We start from the raw sequence: 14,198 nt of genomic DNA on the forward strand, positions 1-14,198 counted from the left end.
GTCGAAGCCGCGACGGCCGCCGGAGACGCAGACCCGCGGATGTTCGTGCGCCTGCGCGTCGATGACGACGTCGAGGCGTGAGCGCGTTCCGAGTGGGCTGACGCCGCCGAGGACGTAGCCGGTGAGGCGCCGGACGTCGGCCTCCGCGGCCAGCACAGCTTTCTTCGCGCCGCACGCGGCGGCGACCGCCTTGAGGTCCGCCATCGTCGAGACGGGGACGCAGGCCATCGCGAAGCGGCCGGTGTCGAGCTTCACGACGAGCGTCTTGTAGACCGACGCAGGGTCGAGCCCCAGCGCGGATGCCGCCTCGGCGCCGTAGCTCGTGACGTCGGGATCGTGGGCGTAGGGGAGCGCCTCGTAGGCGATACCGAGCCGGTCGAGGGCGCGGGTCGCGGGCGTGGCGGGTGGTGTGTTCATCGTGCGAGACATCGCGTTCATCCTGCTACCTCATGCGCGACGGATTCAAGGTGCGTGACACGCCTGCGCACACAAGGCATGACGCACCTCGGCCACTGTTCGGCGCCCCGTCGGCCGGGCGCCAGTGCGCTCACCTGCGTTGCTCCTGGGCTGTGGGGCGGCTATGTTGGCTCGAACGCGCCCGTAGCGCGCGTCATTGCGGACGGGCCTCACGCCTAGTAGAAAACTTCGCGGTTCACCCCGCGATGGCCCCAACGGCGTGAGCCCGTCCGCCGCCTCTCGCCTGAGAGGCCTACACTTGGCCGGTGCCCACGAAAGCTCTCCTTCGCGCATTCGGCGCCATCGGCGCCGGGTTGCTCCTGTGGCTCGCGTTTCCCGACCACGGTCTGTGGTGGACGCCGCCAATAGCCGTCGCCCTCATCACGCTGTGCCTCTGGCGCGTGCGGGCGCGCACCGGCGCGCTGCTCGGTTTCGTCTTCGGCATGGCGTTCTTCCTGCCGACGCTGTCGTGGTCGGGCGTCTACGTCGGCGCGTTCCCGTGGACAGCGCTCGCCGTCCTCGAATCGCTCTACATGGCCGCGCTCGGCGCAGCGGTTGCGCTCGTGCAACGTCGCCGCATCGCGCCGTTCGTCGTCGCCTGCCTGTGGGTGATGCAGGAATGGCTGCGCTCGACGACGCCGTTCGGCGGATTCCCCTGGGCACGCCTGTCGTTCTCCCAGGCCGACGCACCGTGGGCACCGCTCATCGCGTGGGTCAGCGCACCCGGCCTGACGTTCGTGCTCGCGCTCGCCGGCGCGGCGCTCGCATCGTGCGTGGCCCTGGCCGCGCCGCGGCTCTTCACGGCGGAGCGGCGGGGGAGTGCGGGCCGAACGTCTGCTTCGGATTCGGCTTCGGTTTCGGACGACGCCCACACCTCAGCGAACGCCACGGGCTCCGGGGCCACGCCTGTTGGTGACGCACGGCCCGACGGCGCGCGCGGCATCACGGCTCGTCTCCCGATCGCCGTGCCCGCTGCGGCCGCGTCGACGGCCGTCCTCGCACTGATCGTCGGCTCACTCATCACGCCCGGCACGAGCGGGCGGATGCTGCGCGTCGTCGGCGTGCAGGGCAACGTGCCCACCGAGGGGCTCGAGTTCAACGCGCAGCGCCGCGCCGTGCTCGACAACCACGTCCACGCGACGCTCGACCTCGCCAAGCAGATCGATGCCGGAGCGACGCCGCGCCCCGATGTCGTCGTCTGGCCCGAGAACGCCTCCGACATCGACCCCAAGCGCAACCCCGACGCGGGCGCCGAGATCGCCTCAGCCCTCGCCGCCGTCAACACGCCGCTCATCGTCGGTGCGGTGCTGAACGAACCACGCCCCGAGGTGTCCAACGCGTCGATGCTCTACCTGCCCGGCAAGGGCCTGAGCGACACCTACGTCAAGCAGCACCCGGTGCCGTTCGGCGAATACATCCCGTACCGCTCGTTCTTCCGCACGTTTTCCTCGCAGGTCGATCTCGTCAAGGCCGACTTCGCCTCCGGGCGCAAGGTCGGGTTGTTCACGCTGCCGAACGCGAAGGGTGACGTGAAGCTCGCCCCGATCATCTGCTTCGAGGTCGCCTACGACGATCTGCTGCGCAAACCGGCGAACCAGGGCGCACAGATCTTCGCCGTCCAGACGAACAACGCGACGTTCGGCCACACCGCCGAGTCGACGCAGCAACTCGCGATCTCGCGCCTACGCGCGCTCGAATACGGCCGCTCGATCATCCACGTCTCGACGGTCGGCGTCAGCGCCCTCATCACCCCCGACGGGCAGCTGCACGAGCGCAGCGAACTGTTCACGCAGAAGGTGCTGACCGGGCAGCTGCCCCTGCGTTCGGACGCGACGCCCGCCCAGCGGCTCGGACGCTGGCCCGAGATCGCCGCCTCCGTCGTCAGCGTCGTCGCGCTCGCGTTCGCGCTGCGTCATGCCCGCCTGCCGCGCCGTCGCCGCAAGAACGGTCGCGGCGACGCCTGAGCCCGCTTTCGCTGGTGCCCACCGGGGTTCCACGACCGGCGATCGCTTCACGATTCGTCGACGAATCGGAACTCTTCGAGCGTGCCCGCGCGTTGAACCAGATGTGAACACCACGACTCGACCTCGCCGCCGCGGCTTCGCGCGCTGGCTCATGCTGGCGTTGCTCGTCGTCCCCGTCGTCGAGGTCTTCATCATCCTCAAGGTCGGGCAGCAGATCGGTGGCCTCAGCACCTTCCTGCTGCTCCTGTTCTGGTCGGCGCTCGGCGCGTGGATCGTCAAGCGCGAGTTCTCGCGCGCGTTCGGCTCCCTCCGTCAGGCGTTCGGCTCTGGTCGTATGCCTGCGCGCGAGCTTTCCGACGCGGCGCTCGTCCTCATCGGCGGCACGCTGCTGCTCGCCCCGGGCTTCCTCACGGACGCACTCGGCCTGTTCGTCCTGCTGCCCCTCACGCGCCCGCTGACGCGCCGACTGCTCGAAGGTGCCGTCGCACACAAGCTGTTCGGTGCATCTCCCCTTGGTGCGGCCGCCTTTGGTGCCGCGAACGCGGCGCCCGGCCGAGTGCGCTTCACCCGCGTGCGCGCCGCCGATGCGGGCGGCTCTTCGGCGGCCGGTCCGTTACCCGCGCCCGGGCCATACCCCACCGCCGACGCGTTCGCCACGCAGGCCGGGCGAGACGCTGCCTGGAACTCTCCACGACGGGGTGCGTCCGACGTCGTCGAGGGCGAGATCATCGACTGAGTTCGTGAGACGGCTCGGCCGCAGTGCCCTCCGCCGTCACAGGCTGATACCCAAGGCCCTGAACAAGACAGGCGAGCACACACGAAGGCCGCCCCCGAACCGGGGGCGGCCTTGTTCGTCACGACGTGAGCGTCACTTGGACGCGGCAGCACGCTTTCGCTTCGGCTTTTCGCCGCGCGACTCGCGCAGCAGCGTGAGGCGCTCGTCGAGCAGCTCCTCGAGCTCTTCGACGGAACGGCGCTCGAGCAGCATGTCCCAGTGGGTACGCGCCGGCTTCGTGGGCTTGCGGTCGGGCTCGGGGCCGTCGACGAGCAGCGCCTCGAGGCCGCAACGGCACTCCCACAGCGCGGGCACGTCGGCCTCGACGGAGAACGGCAGCTCGATGACGTGGCCCTGAGCGCACTTGTAGCTGACCATCTGTCGCTCGCTGAACGCGATGCCCTCGTCGGTCTCGAGCGAGAGCGTGCTGAGGTTGGTGCCTCGCAGTGAACGTTCTGCCATGGTGTCTCCCTACGTCACACGGGGTTCGTGTTGGTTCGTGATGCGCTGAGCCTGCAGCCCGCGCGATCCTGACGGAACAACGCCGGCCGGGGGCCGTTTGTTCCGCACGCACGCCGACGCGCTGACACACCAGTCTACGGCGCGGACGGGACGCGTCACGAATCGCGTTCGGGGGAGCGGCCGGCGCGCATCCTGCCGCCGGTCTCGAGCCCGGGGCGTCAGCCGGCGGCGCGTGCCCGGGCGCTGCCTCGCTCGACGTCGACGCGGCGCAGCAGCACCGCGCCGAGCGCGAAGAAGACGACGAGCGCGACGATCGACAGGCGGTAGGAGCCAGTCAGCTGGTGCACGAGACCGAACGTGAGGGTGCCGAACCAGCTCGTCCCTCGCTCCATCGCCTGATAGAGGCTGAAGTACTCCGACTCCCGGCCCGTCGGCACGAGCCGCGAGTACAACGACCGGCTGAGTGCCTGCGACCCGCCGAGCACGATGCCGATGCCGACGCCCAGCACGAGCCACAACCCGAACTGCCCCGACGGCAGGAAGAACGCTGCGAACACGACGAGCGTCCACAAGCCGAGGGAGAGCAACACGGCCCGCTTGGCGCCCATCGTCCGAGCGAGCCGACCGAACAGCAGCGCGCCGAGGAAGGCGACGAACTGCACGAGCAGGATCGTCACGATGAGCTGGCTGTCGCCGAAGCCCAGCTCCTCCTTGCCGTACAGGCTCGCCGAGACGATGACCGTCTGGATGCCGTCGTTGAAGAACAGGTACGCAAGCAGGAACGTCATCGTGTCGGGGAAGTGCCGCAACTCCGCGAACGTCGAGCGAAGCTGACGGACGCTGCCGCTCACCGCCGCCGTCAGCGAGCCGGTCACGGCCGGGCCGACGCGACGCACGTCCCGTAGGCCGAGGACCGGGATGATCGTGAACATGCCCCACCACACGCCGGCACTCAGCAGATTGACGCGCACGGCCTCGCCCGTCGACAGCCCCAACGAGTCGTGCATCGTCATGATGACGAGGTTGACGGTCAGCAGCAGCCCGCCGCCCAGATAGCCGAGCGCCCACCCCCGTGAACTGACGCGGTCACGCTCGTCGTCGCTCGAGATCTGAACGAGCAGCCCGTCGTAGACGACGAGGGAGGCACCCAGACACTGGTTCGCGAGGATGAGCACGACAACACCCAGCTGCCAGTTGCTGCCTGCGACGAAGAACATCGAACTCGCTGCGAGGGCACCGACGAACGCAAACACGCCCAGCAGGTGCGCCGGGCGCGAGATGCGGTCGGCGATCGCGCCGACGAAGATGAGCAGGATCGCGCTGATGATCGTCGAGACCGTCACCGTGTACGGCGCGAGCGAGCCGGGCGAGATCGGTAGACCGAGCACGTGCAGGTCGGTGTGGCACGCCAGGTCCGTATCCTGCCCCGGGCAGGCCGCCGACTTCGCGACCGCCGTGAGATACGGGGAGAACAGCACCGTCGACGTCGTCGTCACGTACGCCGAGTTGGCCCAGTCGTAGAAGTACCAGCTGCGCTGGCGCCTCGTCCGAACGGCGTCAGGGGGCGGGGTGGGGGCTTCGATCACGGGTGAAGCGTGTCACATCGACGACGCGATTTTCGGTGATGCGGGCCACTGAGAGGTCAGCGCCGCCGATCGAGGCGCTGCTTGTCGAGGTAGCGCCCAGCCGAGGCGCGCGCCTTCGTGATCTGCGCCGAGAACTTGCGGCCCGTGCGCTGGTCGACGAACTCGCCGGCCTTGTCGGTCATGGCGCGCACCTTCTCGGGGTTCTGCTGCACGTAGCGGCGACCCTGCGCGACGAGCTGCCTGGCGATGTTGGTCTTCATGGGGCGTGATCCTAGTGGACGTCCGCCGTCTCGTCCTGTGCCCGGGGCAGCAGCAGTGCCGCGAGCTGCTCGGCGGTGTCGACGACGGCCACGGCTCCCGCGCGCGCGAGCTCGTCGTCCGCGGCGTAGCCCCAGCTCACCCCGATCGTCGCGATGCCGTGACGCGCGGCGCCCTCGACGTCGTGGAGGCGGTCGCCGACCATGACGACGTCCGGCCCGGCGTCGCGACCGAGCGCGGCCAGCGCCCGGACGATGACGTCCGCCTTCGCGTCGTCCGGGCGCGTGATGTCGGCCCCGAAGACGCCGTCGAGACCCCCGGTCAGGTATGGCTCGAGGCCGAAGTGGGCGACGATGCGGCGCGCCGTCGGCTGCGGTTTCGACGTCGCGACGGCGACGCTGACGCCGGCAGCGTGCAGCTCGGCGAGCAGGTCGGCCATGCCGGGGTAGAGGTCGTTGTCGAACAGGCGCCCGGCGTTGTAATCCTCGCGGTAGGTGCCGACGATGCCCGGTACCTGCTCGGCCGGGATACCGATGCCTTCGAGGGCGACCTTGAACGGCGGGCCGACGAACGAGTCGAGCACGTGCTGCTCGGGCACCGCGACGTCGTGGGCGCCCAGCGCATGCCGCATCGATGCTGTGATGCCGCGCGCCGAGTCGGACAACGTCCCGTCGAGATCGAACAGCACGAGAGTGAGCGGGCCGTGCGGCCAGGTGGTGTCGGCGTCAGCCTGGTGTGAAGCGCTTGTCATGACGCGGCCTGCGCGGTGTCGTGGGTGGGGTTCGCGGTGATGCGCGCGGAGCGGGCCGCGGCGCGACGCTCAGCGTCGGCGGTGACGGCGTCGACGAACCACGTGAACACCTGCTGCGAACGCACGTCGGCCCCGCTCATCATCTCCGGGTGCCACTGCACGGCCGCGAGGCACCACGCGTCGTCCGCGTGCTGCACCGCCTCGACGAGGCCGTCGTCGGCGCGCGCGACGACCCGCAGCGCGTCGGCGATGGCGTCGAGCGCCTGGTGGTGGAAGGAGTTGACGGCCGCCTTCGTCACGCCCCACGCGTCGTGCAGGAACGAGCGCTCCTCGACGCTGATGTGGTGCAGCGGCGAGGCGGGGTTGCCCATCGCCATGTGCTGCTGGTCGGTGCCCGCGTAGCGCAGATCCTGGAACAGGCTCCCGCCGAGGGCCACGTTGATGAGCTGCATGCCGCGGCAGATGCCGAGCACGGGCAGCCGGTTCTCGCGCGCGAGCCGGAGCGCCTCGATCTCGTACGCGTCGCGGATCGGCGACGTCGTCTGGCATTCCTGCTTCGCGGGCTGGCCGTACAGCAGCGGGTCGACGTCGGAACCGCCGGCGAGCAGCAAGCCGTCGAGCAGGGCCAGCTGTTGCGGCAGCGTCGAGTGATCCGTCGACGGCGGCAACATGATCGGAATGCCGCCGGCCTGCGTGATCGAGCGCGAATAGTCCTCATTGACGGCGACGCGCCGGTAGCCGGGGAAGAGGTAGTGCGGGTCGTACTCGACGTTGGTGATGATGCCGATGACGGGTTTGCGGGCGCTCATCGTGCGTCCTTCCTGGCCTGGCCCTCGTGGGGCGGTGCGAATGTGACCGTGAATCGCGGATGTGTCCGCAGATCGCCGATGTGACCGTAGATCGCGAATGTGTCCGTGAATCGCCGATGTGTCAGCTCAGCGGTCCTCGGGGAGCTGCTTCGGGGTGTCGTCGTAGACGCCCAGCTTCCACGGCAAGTACAACGCCGCCGGTAACACGACGTAGCCGACGATCATCGCTGCGACCGCCCACAGGTTGAGGCCGCCGCCAGGGTTGCTGAACTGGCCACGCCAGTCGAACTCGACCATGAGGAACACCGACGCGGCGATCGACAGGATCGGGAACACGACGTCGAGGACGACGCTGCGCTTCACATCGTTCGGGCGGTGCCGCGTGCGCCCGAGGAAGCACAGGATGAGCGCGAGCGGCACCATGACGAACTGCACGAACCGCGTCACCGAACTGATGACCATGATGCCGCGCATCGAGTACCCGAACGCCATCGGCACGACGATCGCGAGCACCGCCGTCACGACGAACGCGACGACCGGCACCCCGCGCTGCGACGTCCGACTTGCCGCGGCGGGCAGCATCCGACGGCGGCTCATCGCGTCGAAGATGCGCGGCGTGTTGAAGCTCGCCGCGACGTTGATGCCGAACATGCTGACGAGGGCGCCGAGGACGATGAGGTCGCGCACGATCGAGTTGTCGAAGGCGCTCGCGAGCACGACGGCGTCCTTCGACTCGAGCACGCCCGTCGGGTTGATCATCATCGCCACGGACACGACGGCCACGTACACGACGATGACGACCGCGACACCGATTGGGATGGCGCGCGGCAGGTTGCGGGCCGGGTCTTCCATCTCGCTCGCGGCGCTGCCGGCGCCCTCGAACCCGGTGAACGCGTAGAACGCCGCGAGCATCGCGCCGACGAACGCGGTCGTGTCCATGCTCGGCACGAGAGGGCTGCCGTCGGGGCCCTCGAGATGGGTGAGATCGGAGAAGTGGTTGTCGCCGGTCATCGCCAGCACGACGAGGCCGGCGACGATCGTCAGGACGAGCGCCGCGACCTTACCGATCGTCGAGATGTTGTTGACGACCTTCGTGATGCCTGTGCCCGCCAGGTTGATCGCGAGCAGCACCACCATGAGTAGGACGAAGCCGATCGTGATGTTCGTCGTCGTCACCGCCTCGTGGCCGCCGAAGACGGTGAGCACGGTGGTCACGACGGCCGTCGCCATGACACCCCACGCGATCGCGGCGCCGACGAAGCGCGTCAGGCCGACGTAGAACCCGACGTCGTCACCGAACGCGACCCGCGTGTACGCGAACGCCGCGCCGTTCTCGCTCGTCCAACGGGCCGCGGCGGCGAACGTCACGGCGAGGACGGCCGCGAAAACACCGGCGATGACATAGACGAGCGGCGTCCACGTGCCCGCGACCTTCATGACGGCGCCGGGGGAGAGAAAGATGCCCGAGCCGATGATGCCGTTGATCGTCAGCAGGACGATTGACGCGAGCCCGAACTTGGCGCGCGACGTCTTGCGCCCGCTGGTGTCATCCCGATTCGCCGCTTCCTGCGGCGTCTCGCCGCGCGTCGTCGCGTCCTGTGGCGTCTCGCCGCGAGTGGGCTGATCAGGCGTCGTCGCGGGCGTCGACGACCCGTCCGCGCTCGCAGACGGGGTCGAACCCGCCGATGATGCGGCCATGACGGCTTCCTCTCCTCGGGCCGTGCCCCGGCGAGGGGACGACGGCGTCAGTCGCGGTGAGTCGCCCCCAGACGCATCGCCGCGTGATTCGTCCTCATCTGCCTAGTGCTGCGTTCGCCGCCGGCGACGTGACGTCCGCGGGTTGGGCAGGACGTCAGCGTGGTCACGCCGGCGACGGAGCCGCGGTGCCGTCGGGCCAGGTGAGGGTGCGCGCCGATGTGAAGTGGCGGGGGGTGCCGTCGACGGGGTCGACGAACGCGAGCGTCTTCGCGAGCAACTGCAGCGGACGCGTGAAGTCGTCGATGTCGTCGTCGAGACGCACGTGCGGATAGAGCGGATCGCCGACGATCGGGATGCCGAGACCGTTGAGGTGCAGGCGCAGCTGATGGGTGCGGCCCGTGGCGGGGGTCAGTCGGTAGGTGGCGACGTCGCCGCGCACCTGCCCGAGTTCGATGTCGGTGATGGCGTTGACCGGCGCCCCCGGCACCTCGAACGCCTGCGCGAGGCCGTGCTGCTTGCGAATGTGCGACTCGACCCGACGCGGCAGCTCGAGCGACGGGTCGTACGCCGCGACGGCCTCGTACGTCTTGCTCACCTGCCGCGCTTCGAAGATGCCCTGGTATGCAGCGCGCCAGCGTGGCTCGCGCGTCAGCAGGAGCACCCCGGCGGTGAGCCGGTCGAGGCGGTGAACGGGCACGAGCGTCGGTTCGTCGAGCATCGCGCGTGCCTTGACGACGACCGACTGCGTGACGTGCCTGCCGCGCGGGATCGAAGCGAGGAAGTGCGGCTTGTCGACGACGACGATGCGTTCGTCCTCGTGCAGCACCGTGAGTTCGAACGGCACCTCCGGCTCCTCGCGCAGCTCGCGGTGGAAGTGGACGAACGTGTGCGGCCGGTACGGTTCGTCACCGTTCCAGGATCGGCCGTGGTCGTCGACGAAACGGCCGCGTTCGAGCATCCCGTCGACGTCGACGTGGTCGGGCAGCTTGTCGTGCAGGAACGCCCGCATCGTCGGCCAGGGCATGGGGTTCGTGCGGTCACGATCGGGCGTGCGCACCCATGCGGCACTGAGGCCGTGACGGCGGGGAAGGGGATGAAAATCTGGCACGGACGGCGCTCGCGAACCGTCAGGCGCCCGCGGGCGCGCGGCCCGTCGCGGCGGCGTCGAGGGCGGCGAGGCCCTTGTCGACGTCCTTCGCCACCTTCGCGTTCATGCGGATGAGGGTGAACAGGACGCGCTGCGGCGCGCTCTGCGGACCCGTCATCGTCCAGGTGACGTCGGTTCCGCCGTCAGCGGCGGGGGAGAAGGCGAAGTGGGAGGTGTTCTCCGACTCGAACGGCGCCGTGAACGTGAGCGCGACGGTGATCTCGTGCGGCGTCGAGTCGAGGATCTCCCTGTGTCCCGACCCGGCCTTCTTGTCGCCGGCCCACTCGTACGGCGCGCCGACGCCACGTGCGGCCCCCGAATAGGTGCGGCGCAGCTGCGGATCGAGCCCCTCCCACGGTGACCAGTGCACCCATTCGTGCAAGTCGTCGACGAACCCGTGCACCTGCTCGAGCGGCGCAGCGATGTGACGGCTGCGACTGACGCGGAACTCACCCATGCCCCAGAGGATATGCGGGAGCCGCCCGAGCTGGTACACGCACGCTCCGGGGCTCACCCGGCCGCCCTCATCGAGTGTGGTGGCAGGGAATGCCAGGTCGGCCCGGACAGGCCCTGGGTCGCCCGCGTGGCCGGCCTCGCAGCAGGAGTCGCGGAGACAAGGAGTAGGGCGCCGGGCGCCCGCAGGTACCTCCAGCCACGTAGATTCACGGCATGGGAATCTTTCAGGGCCTCGCTGGCAACATGCAGCAGATCGACCCGCAGCAAGCACATGAGCTCTACGGCCCCTGGCTGCTCGAGGGTGAGCAGATCCAGTCGGCGTACAAGATGCTGCGCGACGGCTTCTGCATGACCAACTTCCGCATCATCACGCTCGATCACCAGGGTGCGACGGGGAAGAAGACTCGCGTCAAGTCGATCCAGCTGGCTGCGATCGTGGACGTCACCGCAGAGACCGCAGGCGGAGGAGTCGACGACTCGGAGATCACGATCACGTACGTCGTGACGCCTTACCTCAGGGCCCACACCCTGCAGTACGGCGAGTACACGTTCGAGTTCCCCAAGAACTTCGACATCGCGGCGCTGTATCGGCATCTCATGGGCATCGCCCTCAACAACCGTCAGAACCTGAACCGCGCGTGACAGTGGTGCCTGCCGGCCTGCGTGCGTAGCCGCTCGACGCGGGGCTGCGCGCCGAGCGAGATGTCGCCTGCGCGCCGAGTTGGGGACTCGACGCGCATGACAGGATCGGGCAATGGTCGAGACGGACGCGTTGATCCCCGAGTCGCTGCGAGCGCTGTTGGCCGGTCGGGCGGCTGACGGCGCCGGGCTGCCTGACGGTGAGGCGTGGCTGCGCAGCGTCCCGAAGACGCTCGAGACGCTGCTGGGCACCTGGCGTCTGACGCCGGACGGGCCGTCGATGCACGGTCAGTGCGCGCTCGTCGTGCCGGTGCGGCGGGGTTCGGAGCGGCTCGCGCTCAAGCTCGCGTGGCCGCACGCCGAGGCGCGGCACGAGCACCTGGCGCTGCGCGCGTGGCGCGGTGTCGGAGCGGTCAAGCTCGTCGCGGCCGAACCGTCGTCATGGGCGCTGCTGCTCGAACGGTGTCGGCCGGCGACGCAGCTGGTGGAGATGTCGTCGCTCGACGCGGCGGAGACGATCGGCGCGATCCACCGGCGTCTCGCCGTGCCGGCGTTGCCGCAGCTCGACACGGCGTCTGCGTGGTGCGGCCGGATCGCCGAGCGGCTGACGGGGGAGGAGCTGCCGATGCCGAGGCGGTTCGTCACCCAGGGGGTGTCGTTGGCGAGATCGCTCGCGCAAGAGCGTGGTGTCGACGCGACGCTCGTGCACTCGGATCTGCACGACGACAACGTCATGAGCGTGACGCGAGCCGGAGCTATTGGCGGGCTCGTCGCGATCGATCCGAAACCGGTCGCGGGAAACCTCGCGCTCGCGGTTGCACCGTTGTTGTGGAACCGGTGGGACGAGGCCGCTGACGCCTACAACCTGAGGAATCATCTGCGTTTTCGCGTCGATTACGCGTGCGACCCGATGGGCGTCGCGCCCGAAGCGGCCCGGGCATGGACGATCATTCGGGTGCTTGCCAACGCCTGGTGGGCCTGCCACGACGCGCGCGAGCGACGCGCTCCTGCACCGGATCTGACTCGCGAGGTCGCCATCATCAAGGCCATGCAGGGCTGACGTTCACCCCTGCCCGAACGCCTCGGTTCGAAGGCCTCAGAGAGCTTCCGACTACTGCCCAGCGGCCCCGCCCCACGTGCGATGTACGTCCCCATTCGCGATCTGCGTAGCCATCGGCGACTCACGTCCACCTTCGCGATCTGCGTCCCCATCTGCGATTTTCGGAAGCATTCGCCCCGGCCGTCGCACGTGGCAGGTGAGGTGCCCGGGCCGTGCGGAGCGTCGCGCCACCCGGCGGCGGGCCATCTCGTACGCTGTGGCCATGAGCCATCCCACTGATTCGTCGACGCCCGCCGCGCCCGTCAGCTCGGCCCCGGCGCCTGCGGCGCCACCCGCCGCATCGACCGCCATCCTCACCCCTGAAGCGATCGCGACGGCTGCCGAGGCCGCGATGGCCAAGCGGCCTGTGCGCGAACCGTGGCGCATCGCCATGCTCGCCGTGCTGGGCGGCGCATGGATCGCGCTCGGTTTTGTCTTCTACATCACGACGCAAACGGGCGCGTCGACGATGCCGTGGGGCATCTCGCGCACCATTGGCGGCGTCGCGTTCTCCGTCGGCCTGCTGCTCGTCATCGTGACGGGCGCGGAGCTGTTCACGTCCTCGACGATGACGATCATCGCCAAGGTCGTTGGACGCATCACGTGGCCCCAGTTCGCGCTGCACTGGGTGATCGTGTGGGTGTTCAACTTCGTCGGCGCGCTGCTCGTCGCGGCGCTGTGCTACTTCGGTGGGCTGCAGACGAACGGTAAGAACGGGTGGGGCAAGGTCGTCCTCGACGGCGCGGCTGCCAAGCTGCATCACTCGTGGGGTGAGGCGTTCGTCCTCGGCATCTTCGCGAACCTCGCGGTCTGCCTCGCGGTGTGGATGGCGTTCGCCGGCAAGACGCTCGTCGACAAGGCGTTCGCCGTCGTCGGGCCGGTCGCGCTGTTCGTCGCGACGGGTCTGGAGCACTCGATCGCCAACATGTTCTTCCTGCCGCTCGCCATGATCTTCAAGGATCACGGGGGAGCGAAGTTCCTCAAGGGCCTCGACATGTCGGCGTACTCGGATCTCACCTGGACGCATGTCTTCGTCAACAATTTGCTGCCGGTGACGCTCGGCAACATCATCGGTGGCGGGCTAATCGCGGGCCTGTACCAGTGGTACGCGAACCGTCCGAAGGTCGAAGCAGCTGCGGTCTGAGGATCGCGCTTTACATTCATTAGCTATATTTATGGCGCAGGGGAGTTGCACCAGAAAGAGACCACCGTGAGCGGTGTCGACAAGGCGCAGGTCCTGGAGGACCTCGTCGCACACCTGAGCGAGCGCCTCGACCAGGCCGACAAGGCTGTCGGCCTGCGCCAGCAGGTCGGCGAGGTGATCGAGCAGGACGAGCACCGCGTCGACGACGTCTCGCATCAGGAGGACGCCGGCGACATGCACGACATGCTCCAGGAGGTCGACAAGACGCAGCAGCGCATCGTCGAGACGGCGAAGGCGTTGACGACGACGGCGTGTGACGTCGTCAAGCCCGGCGCGGTCATCAGTTTCGGCGGCGAGCACTTCGTCGTCGGCGTGGCGACGGACGAGTTCACCTCGGGCGGCACGACCTACCTGGGCATCTCACCGGACGCACCGATCTACGCAGCCATCGAGGGCAAGCGAGCCGAAGACACATTCGAGTTCAACGGCACGATGTTGACGCTCGACGACGTGTCCTGACGCTTCGGGCGCGCGGACGTAAGCGTCAGCACTCTGGCGGCGAGAGCCAGCAGTGGGTCACATCGCACACAGCGGTGTGACCCACTGTCATTGGGACCTCTTCTGCGCCACGTTCGTCATCCGATAATCTACATTATGTTAAGTAAGCGGATGAGGGGCCTTCCCCAGCACCCCCACACGGCCTGTCGCTTTGCTTCCAGGGTGAACCAAGAGCAGATAGCCAGGACCACGCCGCCTATTTGTTGCATCCAATCTGAACCGCGCCGCCCGGTTACAGGCCGACCGGGTGGAATGACCGCTTCTTGTCCCCGATGAGGGAAACGGCCGGTGCTTCCCGACCGGACGTGGGTCGTCGAGCGGTAGCGGCACCCGGTGCACCGCCGCCCGTACGCGGACTAAAAGAGATGGGGACACAGTACGGGCTACGCTGGGCCG

The 14,198-nt window shown here is 68.7% G+C and carries 15 protein-coding genes; 6 read left to right on the top strand and 9 right to left on the bottom strand.

The genetic code is table 11. The features are described from left to right. Nucleotides 1–417: aminoacyl-tRNA deacylase (locus B2284_RS02065; RefSeq protein WP_286697116.1), on the bottom strand; the 417-nt coding region annotated here is incomplete at its 3' end. 305 nt (nucleotides 418–722) lie between these two features. On the opposite strand from B2284_RS02065, the gene lnt reads away from it, so the two are divergent. Continuing rightward, nucleotides 723–2,420, top strand: coding sequence for an apolipoprotein N-acyltransferase (lnt, locus tag B2284_RS02070; RefSeq protein ID WP_074045333.1), 1,698 nt, complete (start codon nucleotides 723–725; stop codon nucleotides 2,418–2,420). A gap of 103 nt (nucleotides 2,421–2,523) precedes the next feature. Beyond that, nucleotides 2,524–3,156, top strand: coding sequence for an FxsA family protein (locus tag B2284_RS02075; RefSeq protein ID WP_235006151.1), 633 nt, complete (start codon nucleotides 2,524–2,526; stop codon nucleotides 3,154–3,156). Nucleotides 3,157–3,288: 132 nt separating this feature from the next. Here B2284_RS02075 and B2284_RS02080 read toward each other — a convergent pair whose 3' ends face one another. From B2284_RS02080 to B2284_RS02115, 8 genes are all read right to left on the bottom strand, one after another. Further along, nucleotides 3,289–3,657, bottom strand: coding sequence for an RNA polymerase-binding protein RbpA (locus B2284_RS02080; protein ID WP_006947299.1), 369 nt, complete (start codon nucleotides 3,655–3,657; stop codon nucleotides 3,289–3,291). Nucleotides 3,658–3,875: 218 nt separating this feature from the next. Further along, nucleotides 3,876–5,243: an MFS transporter gene (locus B2284_RS02085; protein ID WP_074045334.1), complete on the bottom strand. Its 1,368-nt coding sequence runs from the start codon at nucleotides 5,241–5,243 to the stop codon at nucleotides 3,876–3,878. Nucleotides 5,244–5,299: 56 nt separating this feature from the next. Then, the gene (locus tag B2284_RS02090; RefSeq protein WP_074045335.1) at nucleotides 5,300–5,503 is read right to left on the bottom strand and encodes an antitoxin; all 204 of its coding nucleotides are present in this window, start codon (nucleotides 5,501–5,503) and stop codon (nucleotides 5,300–5,302) included. Nucleotides 5,504–5,514: 11 nt separating this feature from the next. Then, complete coding sequence (locus B2284_RS02095) at nucleotides 5,515–6,252, bottom strand: HAD hydrolase-like protein (protein ID WP_136788354.1); 738 nt, start codon at nucleotides 6,250–6,252, stop codon at nucleotides 5,515–5,517. Continuing rightward, nucleotides 6,249–7,061, bottom strand: coding sequence for a gamma-glutamyl-gamma-aminobutyrate hydrolase family protein (locus B2284_RS02100; RefSeq protein WP_074045337.1), 813 nt, complete (start codon nucleotides 7,059–7,061; stop codon nucleotides 6,249–6,251). The genes B2284_RS02095 and B2284_RS02100 overlap by 4 nt, the downstream gene beginning before the upstream one ends. 126 nt (nucleotides 7,062–7,187) lie before the next feature. Further along, on the bottom strand, nucleotides 7,188–8,759 hold the full coding sequence (locus B2284_RS02105) for an APC family permease (protein WP_083607152.1): 1,572 nt from the start codon (nucleotides 8,757–8,759) through the stop codon (nucleotides 7,188–7,190). 163 nt (nucleotides 8,760–8,922) lie between these two features. Beyond that, nucleotides 8,923–9,783 (bottom strand): pseudouridine synthase, encoded by an 861-nt coding sequence (locus B2284_RS02110; RefSeq protein ID WP_006947219.1) that lies wholly within the window; start codon nucleotides 9,781–9,783, stop codon nucleotides 8,923–8,925. Nucleotides 9,784–9,886: 103 nt separating this feature from the next. Next, nucleotides 9,887–10,363: an SRPBCC family protein gene (locus B2284_RS02115; RefSeq protein ID WP_006947224.1), complete on the bottom strand. Its 477-nt coding sequence runs from the start codon at nucleotides 10,361–10,363 to the stop codon at nucleotides 9,887–9,889. A 212-nt stretch (nucleotides 10,364–10,575) separates the two neighbouring features. On the opposite strand from B2284_RS02115, the gene B2284_RS02120 reads away from it, so the two are divergent. The 4 genes from B2284_RS02120 to B2284_RS02135 all read left to right on the top strand — a co-directional run bounded on the left by B2284_RS02120 (nucleotide 10,576) and on the right by B2284_RS02135 (nucleotide 13,763). Continuing rightward, a complete protein-coding gene (locus B2284_RS02120) occupies nucleotides 10,576–11,004 on the top strand; it encodes a PH domain-containing protein (protein WP_006947257.1) in 429 nt (142 codons plus the stop codon). 112 nt (nucleotides 11,005–11,116) lie between these two features. Beyond that, on the top strand, nucleotides 11,117–12,061 hold the full coding sequence (locus B2284_RS02125) for an aminoglycoside phosphotransferase family protein (RefSeq protein WP_006947274.1): 945 nt from the start codon (nucleotides 11,117–11,119) through the stop codon (nucleotides 12,059–12,061). Nucleotides 12,062–12,323: 262 nt separating this feature from the next. Continuing rightward, the gene (locus B2284_RS02130; protein ID WP_115296240.1) at nucleotides 12,324–13,244 is read left to right on the top strand and encodes a formate transporter FocA; all 921 of its coding nucleotides are present in this window, start codon (nucleotides 12,324–12,326) and stop codon (nucleotides 13,242–13,244) included. Between the two features lie 66 nt (nucleotides 13,245–13,310). Continuing rightward, nucleotides 13,311–13,763 carry a hypothetical protein gene (locus B2284_RS02135; RefSeq protein ID WP_006947210.1) on the top strand — a complete coding sequence of 151 codons (453 nt, stop codon included), beginning with the start codon at nucleotides 13,311–13,313 and terminating at the stop codon, nucleotides 13,761–13,763. Nucleotides 13,764–14,198: the final 435 nt, after the last annotated feature.

Origin of the sequence: Dermacoccus sp. UBA1591 (assembly GCF_002322065.1) — a bacterium.
GTDB classification, from domain to species: Bacteria; Actinomycetota; Actinomycetes; order Actinomycetales; family Dermatophilaceae; genus Dermacoccus; species Dermacoccus nishinomiyaensis.

Excerpts from the sequence above, each read along its gene's own strand:
- B2284_RS02110 (WP_006947219.1), bottom strand. The coding sequence starts at position 9,783 with ATGCCCTGGCCGACGATGCGGGCGTTCCTGCACGACAAGCTGCCCGAC.
- B2284_RS02100 (WP_074045337.1), bottom strand. The coding sequence starts at position 7,061 with ATGAGCGCCCGCAAACCCGTCATCGGCATCATCACCAACGTCGAGTAC.
- B2284_RS02115 (WP_006947224.1), bottom strand. The coding sequence starts at position 10,363 with ATGGGTGAGTTCCGCGTCAGTCGCAGCCGTCACATCGCTGCGCCGCTC.
- B2284_RS02130 (WP_115296240.1), top strand. The coding sequence starts at position 12,324 with ATGAGCCATCCCACTGATTCGTCGACGCCCGCCGCGCCCGTCAGCTCG.
- B2284_RS02080 (WP_006947299.1), bottom strand. The coding sequence starts at position 3,657 with ATGGCAGAACGTTCACTGCGAGGCACCAACCTCAGCACGCTCTCGCTC.
- B2284_RS02125 (WP_006947274.1), top strand. The coding sequence starts at position 11,117 with ATGGTCGAGACGGACGCGTTGATCCCCGAGTCGCTGCGAGCGCTGTTG.
- B2284_RS02090 (WP_074045335.1), bottom strand. The coding sequence starts at position 5,503 with ATGAAGACCAACATCGCCAGGCAGCTCGTCGCGCAGGGTCGCCGCTAC.
- B2284_RS02105 (WP_083607152.1), bottom strand. The coding sequence starts at position 8,759 with ATGGCCGCATCATCGGCGGGTTCGACCCCGTCTGCGAGCGCGGACGGG.
- B2284_RS02095 (WP_136788354.1), bottom strand. The coding sequence starts at position 6,252 with ATGACAAGCGCTTCACACCAGGCTGACGCCGACACCACCTGGCCGCAC.
- B2284_RS02120 (WP_006947257.1), top strand. The coding sequence starts at position 10,576 with ATGGGAATCTTTCAGGGCCTCGCTGGCAACATGCAGCAGATCGACCCG.